This is a genomic window from Jannaschia pagri (genome assembly GCF_019655435.1).
Lineage (GTDB): Bacteria > Pseudomonadota > Alphaproteobacteria > Rhodobacterales > Rhodobacteraceae > Jannaschia > Jannaschia pagri.
On the sequence record NZ_BPFH01000003.1, the window covers coordinates 215,572 to 238,345 of the forward strand.

A 22,774-nucleotide genomic window follows, 5' to 3' on the forward strand; every position below is an offset into this window, starting at 1 on the left:
TGCCGTCACCCTGCCCTTTCTTGTCAGAGCCCTTATGACCGACCGACGCTTTCACTTTATCTCGGGTTTGCCCCGTTCCGGTTCCACATTGACGGCGGCACTGCTGCGGCAAAACCCACGGTTTCACGCAGGCATGGCCAGTCCCATCGCCAGCTTGTTCGACGGTATGATCGCGCAAGTGTCCGCTGGGTCCGAACTGGCCAGCACGGTGACGCCTGCGCAAAGGGCGCGCCTGCTGCGCGGTCTCTTCGATAGCTACTACGCCGAGATCGAAGCCCCAGTGGTGTTCGATAGCAACCGCGCCTGGACCGCAAATCTCCCTGCGTTGATGCAGGTCTTCCCAGAGGCGCGTGTGCTGTGTCTGGTTCGCAATGTGTCCTGGATCATGGACTCCCTCGAACGGCAGGTCCGCTCTGATCCGTTTGAACACACGCGCCTATTCAACTCACCCGGCGAGCGATCCACCGTCTACACACGGGTGGAGGCGCTGGCAGGGGCGACGCGCATGGTCGGCTATCCTTGGCACGCCCTCCGCGAAGCCTGCTACTCCGAGTTCGCCGACCGGATCGTCTTACTGGACTATGATCTTCTCGTTCAGCGCCCAAAGGATGTCTTTGGTCTCATCTACGACTTTCTAGGCGAAGACCCTTACGAGCATGACTTCGATGCCGTGCAATACGACGCGCCGGCCTTCGACCAAGGGTTGGGCACACCAGGCTTGCACCGGGTTCACCCCGTGGTTGCCCCGCGACCGCGACAGACGATCCTGCCGCCAGAGGTCTTTGAGAAATATGCAAAGCTATCCTTCTGGCGGGATCTGTCGGATTCCCGCGCCTTTCGCGTCGTCGCCGATGGCGAGTCAAAGGCCGACGTCCCCGAGGCAGAGCCCACTGACACGCCCGTCCTGCAATAACCGTGGCTGGCCTGATCCCTTGGCCTTCGATGGTTTCTAGTCCACAACGACGTATGGTTGCCGACCGGACTCCTTTGTCCGACAGCGTCGCCAGCAGCCAACAGGCACTCGGGTAACGGAACGCGTCTTGTACATTTTTGACATCGTCCAACCCGTGCGGCCGCTTTAAAGTGAGTTTAGACCCATGCAGATTTCTGTCCTAACGCCCGTTTATAACGCCGCGCACCTAGTCGCACCCTTCACCCATATGATGCTCGGTCAGCGGTCTTTGCCCGATGCCGTCATCTTCGTGGACGACGGCAGCAGCGATGGAACCGCCGCCGAATTGGCCGAAGCTAAGACACGTTTTGAAGCGGCCGGTGTCGCCTGTCACATCGCGACCCACCCCGAAAACCGTGGGCGCGGCGCCGCCCGTCTGAGTGCCTTGGCCGAGGCCAAGACCGAGATGGTGACCTGGCTCGATATCGACGACTACTACGGCCCCCACAGGATAGAACACCTTCGCGCTGGTCTGGCCCATGGCACACGCAAGGGCAGCTGGCTTTTGATGACGCCCTTTACCCAATGCCAGGCGGACAAGCTCCATCAACGGCGAGAGCGTAAGGCCCGCGTCGTGCCCAAGCTGCGCGACCTCTATGCCGGCACCCATGCAAGGACCATTCAGTTGCAGTCTTTGGCCGGGCCGCGCGATGCCTTCGCAAGCGTTGGGTTCGATGAAACGCTCAACTGGGCCGAAGACTTGGATTTCACGATCCGTTTCCTGGCCGATGGGGGCCGGTTCGTGACGGCACCACAACCGCAAGCTGCGGATGTCGTCTATGTTCAATCGTTTGACCGCACCCCGAGGGACACCGTCCTCGCGGCCAATCAGAAAGTCTATGACAAGACATCCGAGATGTTGGCTGCCGCTGGGATCACGGGGGCGGATGAACTTGCGGATAAGTACAAGCGCTACATTTCTCAGTTTCCCCAGGAACCGGTGGCCTTGGGACACGGCGGTCCAGGCCCGCGCTTGGCCGACCCGGCCCAACCCGATGAGATCGGGCTGACGGCAACCGAGGACGGCGTGATGGTGCAGGCCGATGGGGCCACGTCCCATCACGTCGGGTTCATCACGGGTGACGGGGGCGCCTTGCCCTTGCCAATCGAAGGCACCCTGACATGGGGCGAGATCCTCACGGCCTTCTGCCATCGGGCGGAAAGGCTGCGGATCGCAGCGACGGTGCGAACCGGTGGTGAGGCGATCATCGACTACCGTATCCGCATGGGCAGCGATGGCTTGATCGGCCTGCGGAAGTGCGCCGACCTGAAGTCGACAGATCGCAATCGCAGGATCGCGGCGTCCTCCTGGCAGGTAAGCCACGCCCCCAGCGGTCGCTTTTATCCAACCTATGGCCGCTATTCAGAGGGGGATGGCCCGCTCTTCATCAGCTTCTTTGGGGGCGCCGATATCTACGGGACCCATGCACAGACCTTGGCCCAGTCCTTCACCAAGATGGGCGTCGATTTTGAGATCTGTGAGTTCATCCCAGATCGCACAACCGATTGGACACGGCTATGCCGCAAAAAGATCGGCTACTACATCGCCCAACGTAGGCGCTATGGCCGGTCGATCTTTTGGGTCGACGTGGACACGCAGCTGATTGGTGACCCCAGCACCCTTGGCAGCGGCCAGGATCTGAGCGGGTTTCTGCGGAACTTCCACTACTTGCCGAACTTTGATCCCCATCGGTTTGCGCGGTTGCTCCACCCCGGATACCTGCAGTTTGGCACAAGCCCGCGCATGGACCGTTTCCTGGCGCATTTGGACACTGTCGAGGCGACAGCCCCGGACAATGCAACCGACGACTGGGTCCTGCAGGAAGCGCTCAACAGCTTTGATGAACACCTGTCCATGGGCCTGTTCTCGCCCGATGCGATTGTTACCAACGTTGAGGCCGCACGCGGCCCTGGCGCAGTCTTCCGCCATACAGACAGCGGAAACGTGGCCGATGCCTCCAAGACGGCCGCCCAGCACGAGGCGGCGGCCTTGTCCCCCATGCGGCAGATGGCGATCCTGCAGGAAGGCGCGCGCCTCGCGATGCGCAATGGCCTCCCGGCGGATGCGGCGGTCTTTTACAAACGGATGCGGAAGGTCGTGCCGGATGACCCTGAACCGGTGACCAAACTGCTGAACATCCTGCTGAGCCAGGGTCAGATGGGCAAATACAAGTATCATCTGGACGTGGCCAAGGCCAATCCAGCGGTACGCACAACCGCCCTCCGGGTCGATCTGGATCGTTTGTACGGCGAGGGGGATTTGAAAGGAGCGGCAAAGGCCTCTGCCACGCTGCTGAAAACTGACGATCCCGACACGATCAACTTCGTCAAGAGCCGGGCCTTCCGGCACAGCTTTGACTACGCCGCTGCAGAGGCCAAGATTGCCGATAAGGACCGCGTCGGAATGATGTGGTGGGAGCAGCCGTACCCCGGCAACCTCGGTGATCTTTTGGGGCCGGGCGTGGTGCAGGGTCTGACCGGGATTCCTCCGAAATACTCCAAGGCGTCGCCGCGGCTCCTGTCTATCGGGTCCATCATCCGATTTGCCCGGTCCGGTGATACTGTCTGGGGGGCTGGCGCCTCGTCGCGCACGCAGAAGATCGATGGACGCGCCACATTCCGCGCCGTTCGCGGTCCGCTCACGCGGGATATGGTGCTGAAGGCCGGTGCCACCTGTCCGGAAATCTATGGCGATCCCGCTTGGTTTATGCCGATCCTGCGCCCCAATACCGCCGTCACCAAGACCCATAAGCTGGGCCTTATCCGACACTTCGCACATGCGGACCGGCCATTGGACGTCGCCCCCGACGTGAAAGAAATCGACATTGTGCGGGGCTCCGACGCGGAGATCGACGCCTTCCTGGAAGAGATGCTGAGTTGCGAGGCGATCCTCTCCACATCGCTGCACGGCGTCATCTTGGCCCAAGCCTATGGCATCCCCGTTAGCTGGGCCGTTGACAGCGGCTCCGCCCGACAAATCCACGGCGATGGCATGAAGTTTAAGGACTATGCCGCAAGCGTGGGGGCGGCGGAATATGAACCCTTCGACCTCGCCTCCGTCCCTCGGATACATGCGGGCCTGTCGACGCACTGCACGCACGGCGCCCCGACGCCGCCAGATTTGCGCAAGCTTGCGGAGGCAGCGCCCTTCAAGGTCGCTGACGACATTCTGTCGAAGTTGCCGTCATAGGGACGTTAAGGATCGAAGGGCTAGATCTGGCCCTTCGACTGCAAGGGTTAACAAGGTCGTTGACGCGCCAGGAACGATTAGGTGCCTTACGGTGCGAGCACGCCGAACCGTTTGTTCACAAGGGCCGCAAAGCCAAACGGACCAGTGCGCACGATCTCTTGCCACGCGCCCCGAGAGCTGTCGGAATACCAGATGTCATCAATGACAATCATCGATTTGGGTGCCAACCAGCCAACAAGGCTCTTGTAGCTGCGCAAGATATTGTCGGCATCGTGTTTGGCATCGATGAACGCGAACCCGATTGAAGTGGAGCCGTTCAAGTGTATCGGGAAGGAGTCAAAGCTCTCATTTTTGACAATCCCGGCAGGCGTTATGATGTCTAAGGACTTTTGCGCAATATCGGCGTAGTCTGCGATTTCGAAGCTCAGCAAGGACGTATTGTTCACCTTAGCCGCCAAGCCGAGGTACATGGTGGAAATACCAAATCCAGCACCTGCTTCGACGGTTAAATCCGTCTTTGACTGCAGCGCCAGCTTATAGAGAATTTCGCCATATCGCGGTGGAATCGAGATCTGTTTAGGGTTTACCAAACCACCCAGGTCCTTGGTCGTCTCTGGATCGTAAGACCGATGAAGCTGCCTTGGCGCGAGGTGGGACAACATGGTCCGGCGCTCTCGGATGAGTTGCAGCATCGGATGCTTCGCTGGTCCACGCAGAACCTCTCGAAAGCGGGTTTTGGTCCATGTCTCGGACGTCGTCTTTGCCCAGACGACCGGAACATCTTGGGTGGTCCCCTGTGCCTTTTTGGGTGCGGCAGCCGCCGACTTGGTTGCGGTAGCTTTCCCGACGGCGGGCGCCTTCGCCGGAGCGGGCCGCGCAGATTTGGCCGCCGTAGGCTTCGGCTTTGCGGCAACCGTCTTTTTGGCAGCCGGTGTCGGCAAAGCGGCCGTCACCAAAACGTCTTTCGCATCCGTGCCGGGCGCGATCTCCACCGGTTTCACCGCATCGGTCACAACCAATGTCTCGTCGGAGGTTGTGGCGTTCGCCCCTACCTGCCGCTTCGTAGACTTAGAGGAGGTCCGACGTGTTCGCGTGGTGGCTTTTGATGCCCCAGCCTTCGGAGATCGTGTCACGCTGATATAGCCTTTCAGTCGGCGGCAAAGTCACGGGCCCGCATGTACATTTCAGGGAGCGCCGTAAATGGGGCTGCCTTTAACAGACTTTCCAAGTCTATCTTGTTTCCAATCGGCGTAAAGTCGCCAGTTGAAAAAGTATCGGAAGAGATCTTGTCAAAGGTCGCCAAATCCACCGGTTTAGGCGGGGTCATTACGCCAACGGATGCGTAATAATCTTTGAACTTAATTCCATCGCCATGGATTTGCTGTTGGGCATTGGTGACCGTGCCAAGGCAGGCCGGAATGCCGTATGCTTGGGCAATGATAACGCCATGCAGCGACGTAGACACGATCCGCTCGCAGCTGAGCATTTCATCCAGGAACGCCTCGATCTCATCATATCCCAGGCGACGAATGTCGATCCGACGGATGTCTGGGGACACGTCGAGAGGCGCTTCCTCGTGCTGGAAGTGCAGGATCAAGCCAGTCTTATGGGTTTTCTTGACGTCAGGGCGGTACAGGATCGGCAGGAACCATCCAGCGTCGCCATAGACCTCCGGACAGGTCCCACCGTTCCGCAGCACCAGGTCCCGCGTGTAGGGACCCCGCACGGCATGATAGACCGCATCGGGCGCGAGCGTGTCGTTTTCATGTGGGGATCCACTGCCCCAAACTGGGGTGCCGGATTTGGCCCATTTGATCACCGACCCGATGGCACACATGCCAACACCGCGCGGCGCAAACTTGGGCGGGCGACCGGTCAGCTTTTCGACAATGTACGGGTTAATAATGTCACCCAGATTGCCGGGATGGGGTTCTTCCCACCAAAAGAGCTTGACCCGGTCCGCATCGGGAATCGAAGCCGCTTCGGCGCGGCGGTCCAGCGAGAACCGGAACAGCCGACTGCGCGCAAACGCAATGACTTTGGCGTCACCCGTCTCCTTGATCTGCTCAAAGACCGCATCCGCTTCGGCCCATTTCTTCGCCGCCAGAGCCTCGATCAATTGAAAGCGCAATGCATAAGGCCGCAGGACAGGCATCTCCAGCCCGGACTCCAACCGCGCGGCAAGCTTATCCTTCAGCTTGGCGCGCTTTAGGATATCCAGAAGCTTCAGATACGTCTTCAAGTCGGTCGGATCGAGGTCGACCATATATTCCAACAAGAAGATGGCATGGGGACGTCCGGCGACAGTCGACGCCTTCTTGATCACTTCATTGAGGACGAGACGCTGAGCATCGGGCGCCAGGCCACGCGCCACGTGTTGGCGCACCTTGCCTTTGAACTCATTCACGTTGCCGCTGTCACCATGCCGGAACAGCGCATCATCGTGGTCTTCGTCGCCGGGCTTTAGAATGTCTTTGGGTGACAGAAGCAGCAATCGCGGCTGTGCCTCGGACGTCCGAAAGGCTTCCTCCAGGATGAAATCATCGGTGTAGGCACCATCGTTTTCTGCTTCGACCCGCGCGGTATCTTCCAGCAGAGCAATCGTCGCGGGCGTGTAGCGGAACATCAAATAGCCGGGGTGGAACGTCCGCGCCAGAAGCGCCGGGTTGAACTGCGGCATATACTTGAAGTTCCGCATGAACAGGCCGATGTCGAACGCACCCTCGGCCAAATCGTTCAAGTTCTTCAAAAGGATCGAATCCACGTCGACCCACATGATGGTGCTCTTATGCTTGTGGAGCATCTCACGATAGAAAGACACCTTCCGGCGGCAGATGCTCGCCCAGTCATCGTCGGGGCCCAGCGTGATGGGGGCAATGTCATGGGCCATCCCCAGACGATCACACTGCTGCCGGAGTTCGACGGCCTTTTCCTCGTAGTACCCACCTTCCGTATAGAAGCTGACCAAGGTCAGAGGTGGCGTTGCTTTCGCCTCTTCGACGACCTCAGGGGTCGGCGCCGGAGCCGGGGAAACAAAACTGTTCAGAAAGGAAAAGAACTTAGATCTAGGTGTTGTAATCGTTGCCATCAGGAGCCCCCACAGCGTAATCGCGTCTGGGAAGCGCCTTACCGAACTTTGTCCCTGTTCGCCAGGGGGGCGCCTTGGCGCCGGTGCTCCTTCGCCTAGAAATCATGCAGTGAAACCTGGTCGACGGGGCCATCTGCGCCCAGCTGTACCGGATCAGCCGGCCTGACTGGCCTCTCCGCTGCGCCACATGCTCCACCACTTGATGAACTCCGCAACGCCCTGCCGATGGTCGGTCTGGGGTTTGAAGCCCGTCAAACGCTGCAACAGCGATGTGTCGGCCCAAGTGGCAAGAACCTCGCCGGGCTGCGCGGGTAGCATCGTTTTGCGCGCCTCGATGCCCATCGCGTCTTCGAGCGCGCGAATGAACGCCATCAGCGGGACCGGGGAGCCGTTGCCGATATTCACAACCCTGTAGGGTGCAACGGTGCTCAGACTGTCCCAATCCGACACACTACCATCTTTGGGGCGTTCTGGCGGGCGCTCGACAAGCAAGCCAATCGCCTGAACAAGGTCGTCAATGTACGTGAAGTCCCGCTCCATCTGGCCGTGATTGTGCACGTTGATTGCGCGGCCGTGGGCCATCGCTTCGGCAAAGGAAAACAGCGCCATATCCGGCCGACCCCAGGGTCCATAGACCGTGAAAAATCGGAACATCGTGACGGGGATGTCGTGCAGATGGGCGTAGACATGGCCCAGATCCTCGACCGCCTTTTTGGTTGCCCCATAGACATTCAGCGGTGTGTCCGTCCGATGCACCTCGCGGAAGGGCATTTCGGTGTTGGCACCGTAAACGGAGGAAGAGGACGCCACCAAAAGATGTCGCACGCGGTGCCGCTTGGCAGCCTCCAAAACGTTGAAGCTCCCGGTGATGTTGGCGTCCATGTAGGCCCGCGGCACATCGAGGGAATGGCGCACGCCGGCCTGGGCCGCCAGGTGGACAATCACATCCGGCGCGGCCTGGTCGATGGCCGCATCCAACGCCTCCCGGTCTTCGAGACGCACATGCGTTGCAGAGAACCCGGGGATTTGCGCCAGCATCGCGTGGCGCCGCCGCTTCAATGAGACGTCGTAGTAGTCGGTCATCCCATCGATGCCGTGCACGCTGTGCCCTTGGGACAAGAGCAGACGGCTCAGGTGAAACCCGATGAAACCAGCGGAGCCAGTAACAACGATCCGTGCCCCGTTGGGACCGGGACGTGGGCCAATAGCGGTGATCGTGGCGGAGCGGTCCATCAAGGCTGCCTTTGTTTCAATCGCGGCGGTTCCTTACCGTAACGCCGGAATCGTCTCCAAAGATGAAACAAAAGCGCCCTTCACGTGGCACCGGCGAAGAATCTCCGACCTTCGCGGGGATTTGGGCTCGGGCAGAGCTGCCCGAACCCCTGTTATGCGGCGCGATCAGGCAAACAGGAAATCGTCTGCCGTGATCGTGGCCACGCCGTTCTGGTTGATAAGACGGATCGAGTCGGACATCCCAGCCGCCGTGATCACAAGGTCGGACCCATCAATGGTCACCGTCAGGTCACCAAAGCCCGTAACCGCTGGCAGCAGGCGGAAGTTGATCAAGTCGGTGCCGTCCTGGAAGTCGTTGATCTGATCGTCGCCCCACATGGCCTCAAAGACGAACTGGTCCGCGCCGGCGCCACCGATCAACTCGTCATTGCCGGTCCCGCCATAGAGCAAGTCAGCGGCCAGGCCGCCATCGAGGTAGTCGTCGCTAGCTCCGCCAAACAGGCGGTTCCCACCGTCGGACCCGACAATGCGGTCGTTGAACGACGAGCCAACAACCCGTTCGATTGAAATCAACTGGTCACCATCGGAGAACCCACCGGAGGTGAAGCCCGTGCCAAGGTTTACGATCACACGCGCCATAGAGAGGCTGTAATCGGCGGTATCGGCCCCGCTGCCACCGTTCAGGGTGTCGTTGCCAGAACCCGACAGCAGAATGTCTTCGCCACCTTCACCCCGTAGCTGGTTGTTACCCGCGTTCGCAGTGATGCGGTTTGCGCCGGATGAGCCCACCAGAACGTCGTTGAAAGTCGATCCAACGAGATTCTCAAAGCCCGTTGCCGAATCTCCGGCGGCGTATCCATTGGCAAAGAACCCAACACCCAAATTGACCGTCACCCGGCCGTCGGAAAAGGCGTAGTTCAGAATATCCGTGCCGGCGCCGCCGTCCAGGGTATCTGCACCAGAGCCGGCGAACACTTGATCATCGCCTGACCCAAGATCAACGTTTTGGCCCTCGCCTTGCACGTTATTCGCGATGACGAGGTCGTCGCCGGTACCGGCGCGCACGAGGTTCATCCCCTCAGACGCCAAAATTTGGTCGTTACCGGTGCCGCCATCAAGCATGTCGTTGCCGGTTCCACCGTTCAAAACGTCATCGTTTGCGCCACCGTGCAGCCAGTCGTTTCCTTGCCCCCCTGCGAGCGTATCTTCACCGCTGCTGCCAAAGAGTTTGTCATCCCCTTCGTTTCCAACGAGGCTGTCATCCCCCGCGAAGCCATGAAGGTCGTTATCGGCGATATTGCCGACCAGGGTATTGCTCCCGCCGTTACCTGCGCCACGCGTCGCGGTTTGGCCCAAAAGCGTCAGGTTCTCGATTGAGCTGTTCAACAGGCGATAGCTGACGGTGGACAGGACAGCATCGACCCCACCTGAAGGAAGGGTGCTCTCACCGATCTCAATAGACGTATCCGACACGATGTAGGTGTCGTTACCGGCCTCACCGTACACGATCCCGCTGATCACACCATCGCGCGTGTCGATCGTGTCATTCCCGGACCCGAGCCGGACATCCCCGATCAACGTCCCCGTATTGACCACGAGGTCATCGCCGCCTTCTATCTCAATGGACTCGTCTTTACCTTGAATTGTCCCGCTGTTGAACAATTCAACATCACCGTTCCGGTCGAATTCGACACCCGAGGCGTCGGCGATAATCATCCCGCTGTTCTGGAAGATGGAGTCACCAGTTCCATTCGCTACGCGGACTGCATTCGACTCCGTGGAAGAAATCGAGCCCGTGTTGATGTAGCTTGCTTCGATCGTCGCGGTGCTATCGAAGAGAATTTCAACGCCTTCACCTTGGGCGAAAATTTCACCCGAGTTGAAGAAATCCACATCACCCGCACCGACATTGGCGTAGATAGCCTCGCCCGAGAAAGAATTGATCCGACCTGCATTGTTCAAAAAGAAGTTTGCAAATCCATCGGTGTCGTTAAACTCAACCGCGCGGTCATTGGTGCTGCTGATTGTCCCCTCGTTAAACAGAGAGAACAAGGTCGCAACGTCGATGTCCAGCACGCCGCCTGACGGATTTTCGGCGGTGATGAAGGCGCCCTGTCCGACCTGCATCTCAAACACGGAGCCGTTGGCATCCACGGCGGCAAACCCGCCGCCTCGTGTGTTGAGGTAGCCAAGAACAGTCAGCCAGTTCGTTCCCGTCGTAGCCTCCACCGCGTCGGCACCCGTTACGCTGAGTCCGGCGTTGGGCGCGATAAAGCCCTGCTCGGACCCAATAAGCGTCCGTGCCGTGGTCGATCCGCCAAAAAGTGTAAAGTCGGCCATGAAAGCCCCCCCGATCAAATCTTGTGTCACGAAACAGGTGACGCATGGCACGCACTCTTCTTGGCGAACCAAGCCCCCCTTACGTGGCGACAGCAGACGCGAACTGCCCCCTACGGGTCAATGGTGGAATACCGGTAGTTCCTGGCGGAACCCGTCAGAACAGCAAGATGTCATCGCCATCGAGGGGGCCGCCGCCTTCGATCACGGCCACGACCGCGCTAGATCTTGGACCTGGCGCGCCATCTCGGTCGATACTCAGCTCACCGGTGGTGGTGTCGTACCGGAACGCACCGAACGTCAGCGCATTCTCAACCTGTTGCGCGGTCACCCGGCGCACCGTGACACCCTCGGCGCCCAGACCAAAGATCTGATCGTCAAACACCAGAAAGTCATCGGCGCTGAAATCCGTGATCCGAGTCGGTCCGGCAGCATCATCCGCTTGAAAGACGAAGTAATCCCGACCGTCCCCTCCGGTCAGCGTATCCTCGCCTCCGCCTCCGATGAGGATGTTGCTGCTGCTGTTGCCCGTGATGTCCGTGGCATACCGATTGCCCGTCACCTGTAGATCGCCATCGGCGCGCAAAATCACGCTCTCGATTTCTGCCTGGCGAAGATCAACATCCACGGTCGAGATCACCTGATCCACACCATTGCCTTCGCCTTCGAGCACCAGGTCATCCACATGGTCAACAACATAGGTGTCGTCGCCCAGCCCACCGTCCATACGGTCTTCGCCCTGCTCTCCGACGAGGCTGTCATCTCCGACGCCGCCGGCCAGGGTATCTTTGCCGGCGCCGCCCAAAAGCGTGTCGTCGCCACCGCGACCTCTCAACTCGTCAGCGCCCCTGCCTGCCTGAACGAAATTGTCAGCGTCGCTTCCCCGGAGTTCTAGAAAACCATCGCCTGCATCCACGGTAAGGTCTTCGACGCTAGACATGAGGATCGTTTGAGCGGGCAGCCGAAAATCGGTGAGGACGGTCTCCTCCATAAAGATGGCGACACGCCCCCCGTCCTGGTTGATCGTGACGATATCGCGTCCTAACCCGCCGTCGACAATCATATCCAATCCGGGGTCGATGATGCGAATGCGGTCGTTGTTATCACCACCACTTAGGGTGTCATTGCCAGACTGGCTTTCGAGGACATCGTCGGAAGCGCCGCCGAAAAGCTCGTTATTGCCGTCGCGGCTGCGGAGCGTATCCGACCCCTCGCCCCCATCCAAAGAGTTAAAGCCACTGGCTGCCTCTAGGATGTCGTCGCCATCTCCGCCTTCGAGACGGTCAGAGCCGTTCCCAGACAGCAGGAGATCGTCGCCGCTCTCGCCACGCAGCCGGTCATCGCCATCACCCCCCCGCAGGGTGTCTCGACCGTCTCCGCCCAACAAAACATCGGTGCCGCCCTCACCGCGCAGATCATCATTGCCGCCAAGGCCGCGAAATTCGTTCCTACCTGCGCTGCCGATCAGGGTGTCGTTAAACTCTCTCGTGCCCCATAGACCGTCGATGTTGCGCAAACTGTCCGTGAAGGCTGTGCCGTCGTAGGACCCACGAACAACTGCCGCTTGCGGATCGGAGAGATCTGCGAAAAGGCCACGATCCATGCGGGACGCGTTATAACGGACGATATCGAAGGCCTCTCCGCCGCCATCTATGGTATCATTCCCGCCCAGAGGGCTAATTAACTCCTCCCCATCGGCGCGCCCGACCAAACTGTCTGCAAAAGATGTTGCACCAATATCGATAAAGCTCTGACTGACATCTCCGGTAATCGTAATCTGGTCTCTTGCGCCATACCCGTCGCGGGCTACCACCCCGGTGTCCAAATTTACCGAGATCCCACTCTGCAAAGGCGTCGGCAACAGCGCGTCAAAAGAGAGTAACAGGTAATTGTTGTCGCCACTAATCGTCACGGAAATAGTATCATTTCCCGGACCTGGCGCAATGAGAGCGTCTGAGTCAGGTCCGCCAGTATAGACGAAGCGATCGTTGAAGGGCGTTCCCAGCAGCCCAAACCCACGTCCGTTGAAATCGAGTGCGGATGCCACGTTCAGCAGTGTATCCGTCCCCTCGGCGGTCACGATACTGCCGGTATTCGCCACTCCGTCCACCAGAAAGGACGCACCTCCAGGCAGTACCTGATAGACAAGAATTACACCGTTGTCTTGCGGCCGCTGACCTTCCGGAAGAGCAAAATCAATCGTATCGCTGCCAGGGGTTGCGACCACGAAATCGAAGCCCGACCCGGGGACGATAGAGTCATTTCCCAGCGTCCCAAGGAGCTCATCACCGACGTCGGAACCAATAACGGTCGCCGGTCCACTCAATATCGAGAAGATCTCACTATCTACGACCGAACCGTTTTCTCCGCTTCCGTCGAAGGTGATCGGTCCGGCAAAGATACCTCTTAGGGGGGCAGGATTACCTCCGCTAAAGGCGTTGATCGCCGACACAAAATCAGAGACGCGAATCCCGTCTCGGAAAACGATCTCGCCTTCGGCCTGCCGGAAGCCAGAAAGCTGCCGCACCTCCAAAGAAATCAAGGTCCCATCCGTTACGAGGGATTGACCAGGATCAAAGTTCACATCCGTATTGAGGTCCAAAAATAGACCCCGAAACCCGTTCTTTATGACCAAATCGCTTGAAAGGAGGGCATCTCTCTCAACCCGAAAACCCGAAGGTGACGTAAAGGCCGCAAGGAGTAAATTCTCTGGCCCGCCCAAATGGATAATCGTCGTCGACACAAGCAAACTCCAGAACGCTCAATTTGCGATCAGGTATTCGCAATCTCGGTCTAGAGGCAAGCCACGACGGGGCAAACGGACGGTCTTTATAATCCCCACGTATTAAAACACATCGGTGCAACGCCCAAGCCTCACAGCGCGGCACCGCTAGATAACACGGCAAGCCGCTCACATGCCCGAGATTTAAGCGCAGAACTAGCGGCCAGCCCGCACGCCATGGGGCGCACGGGCGCGCCGGAGGTTAAAACAACAAGACGTCGTCCGCCGTAAGCGCACCACCACCTTGCAGGACAGCGATCAACTCCGGGGCCTCAGCACCGCGGCGGCCATCGCTGTCGATGAACAATTCACCGGTCCGCCGATCATAGGAAAACGTCCCGAGTGCGAGGGCTGTGGAGGCAAGCTGTGCCGTGACAGCGCGTGGATCCACGCCGCCATCACCCAGTCCAAAGAATTGATCGTCGATGGCCAACTGGTCGCGTCCGCCGAAATCTGTAATCGTAACGGGTCCGCCCCGATCCGACGTGAGAAACGCGAAGAAGTCCTGCCCGCCGCCACCGGTCAGAGTATCCTCCCCGCCACCGCCGATCAGGATGTTCGACCCGGCGTTTCCGACGATCTCTTGGCCGAAACTATTGCCGTCAACGCGGAAATTGCCGTTTCCTTGCAGTTGGACGCGCTCAATCTCGCCCGAGACCCGCACGTTGCCCAGGCCGATGATCGTATCAAAGCCATCATTTGGACGTTCCGTGATGCTGTCCCGCTCATTGTCCACGATGAACGTATCGTCTCCGGAGCCGCCATCCATTCCGTCTCGGCCCGCGCCGCCGTCCAAGGTGTCGTTCCCGTTGCCTCCGTTCAGACGGTCATTGCCCCCCATGCCTTCCAGCAGGGTCCCGACCTCGCCCCCCGCAGCCTGAAGCCGGTCGAAAAACTCCGTCCCGCGCAAGGACTCGATTGAGATGAGCGTTTTGCGGTCGCCCGCTAGGTTGGTGGAGGTATTGGTCAGCAAACTCGCCACGACACCCTGGTCGCCCGCGGCCTGATAGGTGTCGATCCCGTCGCCACCGTCCAGAACGTCGATGCCACCGGCGTCTTCCAGGGTGTCATTGCCCCCCATACCTTCCAGCAGGTTATCGTTGTCATCGCCGATGATGTAATCATCGCCGTCCCCACCACGGACGTTTTCGATCAGCAGAAGGTTATCGGTTCCGCCCAGCCCATCGGTGGCCAGCCCGGTGCCCAAGTTCACCTGAACCCCGTTCGGACCAGAGGCGACCCAGGTGTCTACACCCGCACCGCCGTCGATGGTGTCGTCGCCCAAACCGCCGTTCAGGATATCGTCGCCGCCAAGGCCAAAGATCAGCTCCGCCTCGTCCCCGCCGGTCAGGGTGTTCGGGTCGTCATCCCCTTCGACGCGCGGGGCAACCACGGGCAGGTCCGTCGTCAGGGTAAAGACGCCAGTGGTATCGGCGATGTAGCCGGTCCCGTCCGGCAAGATCAGAGAGTTCTCGCCAAACTGGAACGCCCCCAAGGGCGCCTCACTATCGCCGACAGCATTCCCGTCGGCATCATAGAGGCGCATGATAACCCGGTCTTCGGGCCCCTCGAACGGATCGAGCGGACGGTCCGGAAAGAAGAAACTCGGTTGTGGCGCGATGTTGTGGTAAAGGACAATGAAGCCGCCTGTATCCACTGGGAAGGCGAGAACCTCTTGCTGGGTACCCAACTCAAATTCGTTGATCTTGGTCTCGGGCAGAAAGACACTGCCGTCCGGATTGAACATCCACAAAAAGATGTCCTTCTTCAAATCCCGGTCCACGGGCGAGCCGTCGTTATTCACGTTCTTGATCACAGCGGTGACAAGAACCACTCGGCCGTCGTCAAGGGTTATGGCATCCAGCATCCGCGTGCTGTCGCGCACGCTGCCCACCTGGAAGGTATCCACCGCAAGGGCGACCTCTGGCGCGGATTCGACCACGGGTTCGCCATTCAGTTGTGTGCGCGTCAGATACAATTCCGCCTGCAAGCCGTGGGCGCCATCCGCGATGTAGAAAACGAAGGCCGTGTCCCCGGACCGCGTCATCGCGAAGTTGACGTCCCCGCCGCGCGCGTTCTGCGACCCCGCACCGCTGTTCCACAGATCTTCGTTGAGGATGGTTCCGTCGCGGCCATAGAGCTTTGACTCTACCCGGTCGCCCACATCCACAACGGCCAGGACCCGTCCATCGCCAACGTCAATGGCGTCATTCGCCCGGAACTTGTCAAAGGCCAGACGCTCGTACGATCCAACATTCGTCTGCTGACCGTCGGCATCGAAGCTGACCAGCAACAGGTTTGTCGTCGTCCCGCTGCGGCCTTCGACGAAGATGGAAAAGGCGCCCTCTCCATCATCGCGGACGTGCCAAGGCGTATACCCCATGCGCGGCTGATCTGGCCCGACCAGTTCGGCTTCGGTCGTCAATTGGTTGCCCGCGCCATCCCACACGGCAACATTCAACTGGTTGAACGGACCAGAGATAATCTCAACGACGCGATCGGATCCCAGCTGAAACATCGACCTGTGGTTCAGGTCCACTTGGTTAGACGTGTCGACGTTGAACATTGCTCATACCTCCCAGTATTCCGTCATCGCTTAAGCGATTTTCGTCTGGCAGTGGTACCTGCCGGATCTCTCGATCCAGCGGAAACCACTGCTAAGACTTTGGAAAACCCCCTGTTTGGGGGGTCAGAACAGCAGAACGTCGTCTGCTGTCAGTGCGCCACCGCCCTCGATCACCGCGATTAGCACGGGGTCTTCGGGTCCGCGTCGGCCGTCACGGTCGATGAACAACTCGCCAGTCCGACCGTCATACCGGAAGGCCCCAGATGCCAAAGCATTGGCGGCCTGCTGGTCCGTGACAGCGCGCGCATCGATGGAGGCATCGCCCAGCCCAAAATACCGGTCATCAATCGCCAATTGATCGGTTCCGCCAAAATCGGTGATCCGCATGGCACCGGCGGCATCCTCCACCAGGAAGGCGAAGAAGTCCTTACCGCCGCCGCCGGTGACCACGTCACCACCGCCGCCACCGATGAGGATGTTGCTACCAACGTTTCCGGTGATTTCGGTTGCGAAGCCATTTCCGTTAACGCGCAAACCGGCATCGCCCTCAAGGATAACCGTCTCGATCTCAGCCGCACCCAAGGTGACCTCGGCGGTGGCACGGACCGTGTCGTCCCCACGACCGACCGCCTCGATGATGAGATCCCGGACATTGTCGAGGCGATAGACGTCATCACCAGACCCACCGTCCATGCGATCCACACCGGCACCGCCATCCAGTGTGTCGTTGCCGTCGCCCCCGGCCAGGGTATCCCGTCCGGACCCGCCATTCAGGTCGTCATCTCCCCCACGACCCGCGACCTCATCGGCACCTGCACCGGTCACAATGCGATTGTCCAGGTCGCTGCCACGGACCTTGGCAACCCAATCGCCGAGCATGGTGAAGTCTTCGATGTCCAGCAGGGTATCGCGCCCGACATCGCTCCCCTCGCGCCCGTGGGTGCCAGCCGCCAGATCCACGGACAAAACTTCTGGAGCCAGGGCGGTCACATCCGTGATAAGGCCATCGCGACCCTCACCGCCATCGAAGCGGTCGCTCCCCCCGGCGAGGTAGCGGAACAAATCATCGCCGGCACCCCCAATCAGGGTATCGTCCCCCGCCCCACCAATTATGGTGTCGTTACCGGCGTCGCCAATGAACTCATCGTCTCCGTCGGATCCTTGGAACGTATCAGCCAGCGCTGTGCCCTCGATCCCGCCGGTCATCCCGCTAAAGACGTCTTCCCCGCCCCATCCATCGATGGCCGTCCCCTCACCGACCCCAGTCAGTGTGATCTGCGCGCCTTGGGTGATGCCGCCCGCGCCGTCGAAGCCATCGTCGCCAAAAATCAGCACGTCATCGTCCGCGCCACCGATCAGAGTGTCACTGCCGCTACCGACCTGGAACAACGTGCTATTAGTGCCGCCCTCAACCCGATCATTCCCGGAACGGTCAAAGACAAAACCAGCGCCATCCGCAAGGTAGATGACATCGCTGAGGTTCGTGCCAAGCAGGTTCTCGATGGAGATAAGCGTATCCGTGCCCGAGGTCTTTTGGACCGTGCCGGGAGCAATGCCGTCTCGGGTTGCCGTTGTCAGATTGGCCCGGATAGCGCCCTGGATAAACTCGTAGTGGACCGTGTCGGACCCGTCTCCGCCGTCAACCGTGTCACTGCCACGACCGGCGTCGAACGTATCGGTCCCGATGCCGAAATCATAGGACCGGCCCGTCGCCTCATTGTTACGGTTGTCGGCCGCGCGATCATCCTGCGTGATCTCGACACCCGGAAGAGACGGCAGCGATACCGGCTGGCCGGGTACAAACCCCGAATTGGGCGACGGCAAGCTGATCGTCGTCGATGCCAGAAAGGCGTTTGCAATCTGCGGAGACGCGAACGAACCGTCGGGCAAGGGGTCGCCACCGACTTCAAAGATGAACGACTCATTGGTGTCATTGTCGAAGACATTGAACAGGATAGACGTTCCCGAAGCCCCCTCAAACGTCCAGGCAACCGAAAGAAAGGAGAGGTCGCGTCCAACGCCTGGCACCACCTCGCGATAGCCCGGCTGTCCGTCTAAGCGGATGTCGTTGTCGTTCGCCACGACTTCGAGAAGCGGCTCTCCGTCTTCGTTGAAACCGCGCACCACCGAGGTCAACGTCGTAATTTCATCCGGCACGACAACCTCAAACGACGTATCGCGAATGCCCGTGACGGTCCCATCCGGCCGTTCCTGCAAAACGATACCGCGCAATGTATATGTCGTCATAACGATCCCCCCTAATCACACAGACAGAACCTGCGGCGGGGCTACTGAGCCTGTCAACAGGCGGACGACGCTATTAGAATAAGATGACGTCTTCGGCGGTGAGCGGACCGCCCCCTTCGATGATCGTAATCAAGACGGCATCTTCGGGACCACGACGCCCGTCGATGTCGATCAACAGCTCTCCGCTGCGGGCATCATAGCGAAACGCCCCCGACGACAGGGCATTCGCGGCCTGCTGATCGGTCACCGCGCGCACATCCACGCGCCCGTCGCCCAACCCAAAGAACCGGTCGTCGATGGCCAGCTGGTCCCGCCCCCCAAAGTCCGTGATGCGCGCAGCACCGTCCGCATCGGTGACCTGGAACGCAAAGTAGTCGCGCCCACCGCCCCCGGTCAGCGTGTCTTCGGCGCCACCGCCAATCAGAATGTTGGACCCGCCGTTGCCAACGATCTCCGTTGCGGCGGCATTGCCATTGACCCGTAGGTTCCGGCTGCCTTCTAGAATGACCGTCTCGACCTCTGAACCGTCCAGGGTGACTTCTGCCGTTGCGAGGATGGTATCACGTCCGCCGCCGTCTCCCTCCAGAACGCGGTCGCCCCGGTTGTCGATCCGGTAGCTGTCATCACCGCCGCCGCCGTCCATGAGATCTGCGCCCGTTCCCCCGTCCAGAGTGTCGGTGCCTTCGCCGCTGCGCAGGGTGTCGTTGCCGGACCCACCGACCAAGAGGTTGGCGCCATCTAGGGCTGTCAAACTGTCGGACCCGCTGCCACCGTCGAGCGTGTCGCCCCCTCCGAAGGTTGTCAGAGTGTCGCTGCCACCGGCCCCGCTCAGACGATTGGCGTCCAAGCTGCCGCTCAGGCTGTCATCGCCCGCCGCGCCTTCGGCCCATTCCACCGAGACGAGCGTATCCGTATCGCCGGACCCATCCCGCGCGGTTGCCGCCCCGAGATCAACGTCAACGCCGAGCGTACCGCTGGCGCGCCATGTATCCACACCGTCGCCCCCGTCGATGGTGTCGTTCCCGGCGCCGCCGTCCAGCGTATCGTCCCCGTCGAGGCCGCGCAGAACTTCGGCCTGCGCCCCGCCTACCACCAGACCGGTGCCCGCATCGTCGGAAATAATGGGGGCGCCATCATTGATGGATAGGTTCGCAGCCGTCAGAGCCGTCCCGCTGCCACTTTCCTGGAACACCCGAACCTCGGTGCCGTCGGCAAAGGTGATTTGCGACACATTGGAGAATGGCTTGGTCACCGCTGCGACAGCCGCGACCTCATCGGCAAACCCCGATCCTTCCAAGACGATGACCTCGGTCGCGAAGTCGAAATCCGACAGGGTCACCGTGCCACCGCCACCGGTGATGACAAAGGTATCGACGCCCGCCTGCCCGAAAAGACGGTCGTCTCCCTCTCCGTCGCGCAGCGTGTCGTCCCCGTTCCCGCCCTGCAACTGGTCGTCGCCCGACCCTCCGGTCAGGTCGTCATTGTCCTCACCACCAAAGAGCGTGTCGTTTTCGCTGCCGCCCAGGATCGTGTCATTGCCGGAGTTGCCTTGGATTTGATCGCGCCCGCCCTTGCCGTCGAAGGCGTCGCCGAGGATCGTCCCGAAAACCGTGATATCATCACCGTCGGTTGTGATGGCAGGGCGCTCCCCCTGCTTTTCGAACCCGTCGATCTCGTAGCCGATGTCCGCCAGCAGCGCCAAGTCGAAGGTCCCTGGAAGGATCCGCGCGCCAGAGCTCACAAAGGGATCCAACAACACCGTGTCGCCATCAAACCCCTCGACCACATGGCCGAGCGTGTTTTGCAACGGCACCGGGTCCCCGTCGTTGGCGGCGACGGCATTGGGCCCGGTAAAGAAGCCTCCGGCACCGATATCCTTGAAAATCGCCGAGGTACCAAAGCCCAGCACATGGCCGATTTCGTGCAAGGCCACCGTCAGGAAGTCGATTTGGCCCGGCACCGCGCCCGCCAGGTCAAAGTTCCAGTCCGTGTTGCTGTCGAACGTGACCGTGCCGGTCCAGGGTTCAAAATCGGTGACGATCTCGCCACGGAAGTTACCGCTGACCCGGGATTTGAAGGCATCGCCCTCTGCGTCGACCCCATCGAACCCACCAACACCAAGGGACCCGTTCAAATCGGTCGCACCGATAAAGATCAGGACATCATCGATCTCTTCCTCCACGACGATTTGGCGTTCGACGCTGCTATCGTTTGGGTCATCAATCGTGAAAATAGTGCCCACTGGAACGTTCGGGAATTCGTCCTTGATCGACGCTTCCCAAATCCGGGCGGCCTCCTCCAATGCGGCGCGGCGCGCGGGGTCGTCGAAATAGCCGAGGGAGTCGAAGCGGTAGTCGAAAGAGATATCAAAGGACATGGGGCACGTTTCCCGGGTCTGCGAGGGTTGTGTGCACCATACCTTCGCCTGCCTAACTTTCCATCACTGACTTTGTGCCCGGCGCTACGGCATCATCCCGCCTGGGGCCACGAATGGTCGCTCAGCCGCGTCTGGGTCGCCATCGGTATGGGGCAGGCGACCCGCCTTCAGCGAGGCCACGTGCCATTCATTCCACGCCTGCCAATACTGCAACCGCAGGGGCGACTCGTTGAACTGCGAAATGGCACCGGCACCCGCCGTCGTGAGCGAGGCATCGTGACGACGGCCCAGCGTCAGTAGACTGTGGATGGGCCGCACCGCCTGCGGGCCGAAGTGCAAGCCGACCCGATTGAGAAATTCCCGATCCGCACCAAAGCGCACCGCATCAAACAGACCGACCTGATCGAAGACAGACCTATGGAAAAAGGTCGAGTGGGGGCAGGTTTCCACGTAGCGGCCACGCAACCCCGCCTCGATGGTGCCATCGTCCCGCACCCGGATCCACTGGGAGGTCGTGCAAACCGTGTCCGGCATCTCGGCCATCGCGCTCAGATGGACAGACAGGTGGTTTCGCAGCCAGAAATCATCGCTGTCGCACAGTGTCACAAACTCCGACGCGCGAGTCAGTGCATCGCGAATGCCGAGGTTCTTTGCCCCATAGGTGCCCATGTTGCGCGGCGTCCGCAGGTATCGCACCCGGGCGTCCTCGCGGGCCAAGCGCTGCACGATCTCAACCGTTCCGTCATCGGAACAATCGTCGACCACGATCAATTCTAGATCGCGGTGGCTTTGCCCCAAGACACCCATCATGGCCCGCTCCAAGAAGGCTTCGGCCCGGAACGCCGTCATGACAATCGCGACCCGGCCCCGCGTGACTGCGGACCGGCCACTCACGTCTTCGACCGTATCCAAGCCGAAATGACCGTCCCAGCGCAGCTTGATCTCTTGATCGAAAAACACCCGGTCCAGGGCACGGGACGGGCGTCCCCGCGCGATCAGAACGTTATGCAGGGAAATCAAATAGTCCTGGGGGACGATGCCCTCGTCCGTCCGTTCTGCCTCATAGATGGCATTGCGGATCGCGCTTTCGGCCTCGCGCAGGCGCCCCTCGCGCAGGGCCTGTTCCACATAGATCGCATTACCGCCCACAGTGGACCGGCCAAGCGCCGCGCCCGCGTCCTCCAACAACTCTGTGGCAAGGGCCGGGTCGGTGACCGATGTCACCAAGGCGCGATAGACCAATGGCCGTTTCAACACCGGACGCAGGGTCGCCCAATGGTCCAGCGTCTCCAACGCCTCCTCCCGCCGACCGAGCCGAAACGCGGCGTACCAAAGTCGGTCCAATACGTCGCCCACATCTTGTCCGCGTAGCCCATAGGTATCGCGAAAGAACCGGCAAAGATCGTAGGTCTTTTGGAAGTACCTGTTGGTCGTAAAATACCGGAGCCCAAACCGGAGGAGCGGTTGCAAAACCTCCGGTCGGTCCACCAGCGCCTCGATGTGGTCCATCAGAACCAGGGCCGCCCGCGGATGATCCGTACAGAACACCTCCATCAACTCCGCCCGGCCCGCAGGCAGCCCCAACTCGGCGAAACCGGACCCATAGAGATATCCGTCCGCCATGCCCAAGGGGTCCTTACCGCTTAGCAGGGCCTCGGCGAAGGCTGACAGAACGTTGGCCTGCCAGGCCTCCATCGGGGGACGATCCGGGACGAGCGACTTGAGCCGCGGGACCGCCTCACCCTGGTCGATCAACTGTTGGGCATGGGCGTCAAACGCCGGACCGGAATGCACCCCGGTGATCGTGTCTTCGGCAAAGGCAAGGTATCCCTGACGGGATCGCGCATGGTCATAGGCCGCGCCCAGGCCTTTCCGGCTAGCAATGCCCTCCAGATCCGCAATCGCTTCGGTATCGGGAAAGCCCGTGCGCCGCAAAACGTCGGCGAACTTGCCAGCCGACTTGAGAAGGGTCGTCAGATGATCGGGCAGAACTGGCAGCATG

11 protein-coding genes are annotated in these 22,774 nt (G+C 60.3%); 2 read left to right on the forward strand and 9 right to left on the reverse strand.

Annotated elements, in window-relative coordinates; genetic code table 11:
- Nucleotides 1-34 precede the first annotated feature (34 nt).
- Both K5R33_RS09245 and K5R33_RS09250 read left to right on the forward strand, forming a co-directional pair.
- Complete coding sequence (locus K5R33_RS09245) at nucleotides 35-913, forward strand: sulfotransferase family protein (RefSeq protein WP_220748740.1); 879 nt, start codon at nucleotides 35-37, stop codon at nucleotides 911-913.
- A gap of 184 nt (nucleotides 914-1,097) precedes the next feature.
- Nucleotides 1,098-4,142: a glycosyltransferase gene (locus K5R33_RS09250; protein ID WP_220748741.1), complete on the forward strand. Its 3,045-nt coding sequence runs from the start codon at nucleotides 1,098-1,100 to the stop codon at nucleotides 4,140-4,142.
- 86 nt (nucleotides 4,143-4,228) lie between these two features.
- Here K5R33_RS09250 and K5R33_RS09255 read toward each other — a convergent pair whose 3' ends face one another.
- From K5R33_RS09255 to K5R33_RS09295, 9 genes are all read right to left on the reverse strand, one after another.
- Nucleotides 4,229-5,155: a class I SAM-dependent methyltransferase gene (locus tag K5R33_RS09255; protein WP_220748742.1), complete on the reverse strand. Its 927-nt coding sequence runs from the start codon at nucleotides 5,153-5,155 to the stop codon at nucleotides 4,229-4,231.
- Nucleotides 5,156-5,289: 134 nt separating this feature from the next.
- Nucleotides 5,290-7,230, reverse strand: a complete 1,941-nt coding sequence (locus tag K5R33_RS09260; protein ID WP_220748743.1) for a polysaccharide pyruvyl transferase family protein — start codon at nucleotides 7,228-7,230, stop codon at nucleotides 5,290-5,292.
- 153 nt (nucleotides 7,231-7,383) lie between these two features.
- Nucleotides 7,384-8,463, reverse strand: coding sequence for an NAD-dependent epimerase/dehydratase family protein (locus tag K5R33_RS09265; protein WP_220748744.1), 1,080 nt, complete (start codon nucleotides 8,461-8,463; stop codon nucleotides 7,384-7,386).
- Between the two features lie 165 nt (nucleotides 8,464-8,628).
- The gene (locus K5R33_RS09270) at nucleotides 8,629-10,803 is read right to left on the reverse strand and encodes a calcium-binding protein (protein ID WP_220748745.1); all 2,175 of its coding nucleotides are present in this window, start codon (nucleotides 10,801-10,803) and stop codon (nucleotides 8,629-8,631) included.
- A gap of 154 nt (nucleotides 10,804-10,957) precedes the next feature.
- Nucleotides 10,958-13,402, reverse strand: a complete 2,445-nt coding sequence (locus tag K5R33_RS09275) for a calcium-binding protein (RefSeq protein ID WP_220748746.1) — start codon at nucleotides 13,400-13,402, stop codon at nucleotides 10,958-10,960.
- 382 nt (nucleotides 13,403-13,784) lie between these two features.
- Nucleotides 13,785-16,148 (reverse strand): calcium-binding protein, encoded by a 2,364-nt coding sequence (locus tag K5R33_RS09280; RefSeq protein WP_220748747.1) that lies wholly within the window; start codon nucleotides 16,146-16,148, stop codon nucleotides 13,785-13,787.
- Nucleotides 16,149-16,271: 123 nt separating this feature from the next.
- Nucleotides 16,272-18,395, reverse strand: a complete 2,124-nt coding sequence (locus K5R33_RS09285) for a calcium-binding protein (RefSeq protein WP_220748748.1) — start codon at nucleotides 18,393-18,395, stop codon at nucleotides 16,272-16,274.
- 73 nt (nucleotides 18,396-18,468) lie between these two features.
- Nucleotides 18,469-20,772: a calcium-binding protein gene (locus K5R33_RS09290; RefSeq protein ID WP_220748749.1), complete on the reverse strand. Its 2,304-nt coding sequence runs from the start codon at nucleotides 20,770-20,772 to the stop codon at nucleotides 18,469-18,471.
- An 84-nt stretch (nucleotides 20,773-20,856) separates the two neighbouring features.
- The gene (locus tag K5R33_RS09295) at nucleotides 20,857-22,773 is read right to left on the reverse strand and encodes a glycosyltransferase family 2 protein (RefSeq protein ID WP_220748750.1); all 1,917 of its coding nucleotides are present in this window, start codon (nucleotides 22,771-22,773) and stop codon (nucleotides 20,857-20,859) included.
- Nucleotide 22,774: the final 1 nt, after the last annotated feature.